The organism is Streptomyces bobili (assembly GCF_002154575.1).
GTDB lineage: Bacteria > Actinomycetota > Actinomycetes > Streptomycetales > Streptomycetaceae > Streptomyces > Streptomyces bobili.
In genome coordinates, this window is sequence record NZ_MUBA01000379.1 from 1 (window position 1) to 907 (window position 907).

The 907-nt window shown below is 75.7% G+C and carries 1 protein-coding gene; it reads left to right on the plus strand.

The annotated features are described in order from the left end of the window. The coding region (locus tag BZL64_RS41370; RefSeq protein WP_425276074.1) for an ATP-binding protein at positions 1–907 on the plus strand (907 nt) is incomplete at both ends.

The window sequence follows — 907 nt, forward strand, 5'->3', positions numbered from 1 at the left end:
GCCGTGGGGGTGGGCGAGCAGCCGGGCCGGGGCATCGACGAGGCCGTCCTGGCCGCGCTGGCGGACCGTCAGGCGCTGCTGGTGCTCGACAACTGCGAGCAGATACGCGACGGGGTGGCGCCCTTCCTGGAACGGCTGCTGGTGGCCTCCCCGCGGTTGCGGGTGCTCGCGACGAGCCGGGCCCAGATGATGGTGCCGTTCGAATGGGTCTTCCCGGTCCCTCCGCTGTCCTTCGCCGACGGGGGCGACTCCGAGGCCGTGACCCTCTTCATGGAACGGGCGGCGGCGGTCGGCCGGCCCCCGGACCCCGCCGTACGCGAACGGATCGCGGCCCTGTGCGAACGGCTCGACGGCATGGCGCTGGCGATCGAACTGGCCGCGGCCCGATGGCCCACGCTCGGACTGGACGGACTCACGGCCGGCCTCTCCGATCAGCTGCGCATCCTCGCCGGCGGTCCCCGCGCCGACGACCGGCACCGGTCGGTGCGGGCGGCGCTGGACTGGAGCCACGACCTGCTGGAGCCGTGCGACCGGGCGCTGCTGCGCCGTATCTCGGTGTTCGCGATGCCGTTCACCGCCGACGCGGCCACCGAGGTGGCGGCCTTCGCCCCGCTGGATCCGGCAGCGGTGGCCGACGGACTCGGCAGGCTCGCGGAGCAGAGCCTGCTCACCGCGACGCCGTCCGTGGCCGGCACCCGCTACCAGGCGCTGGAGACCATCCGTCAGTACGGCACGGAGCGGCTCGCCGACGCCGCCGAGCTGACGGACGTCCGCTCCCGCCACCTGGGCCGGTGTCTGGCCGGGGCGACCGCCCTCACCGCGGCCGAGGGCACGGACCGGCCCGCCCGGTTCGACGCGCTGGCCGAGGACATGAGGGCCGCTCTCGCCTGGGCCGCCGGCCGGCCGG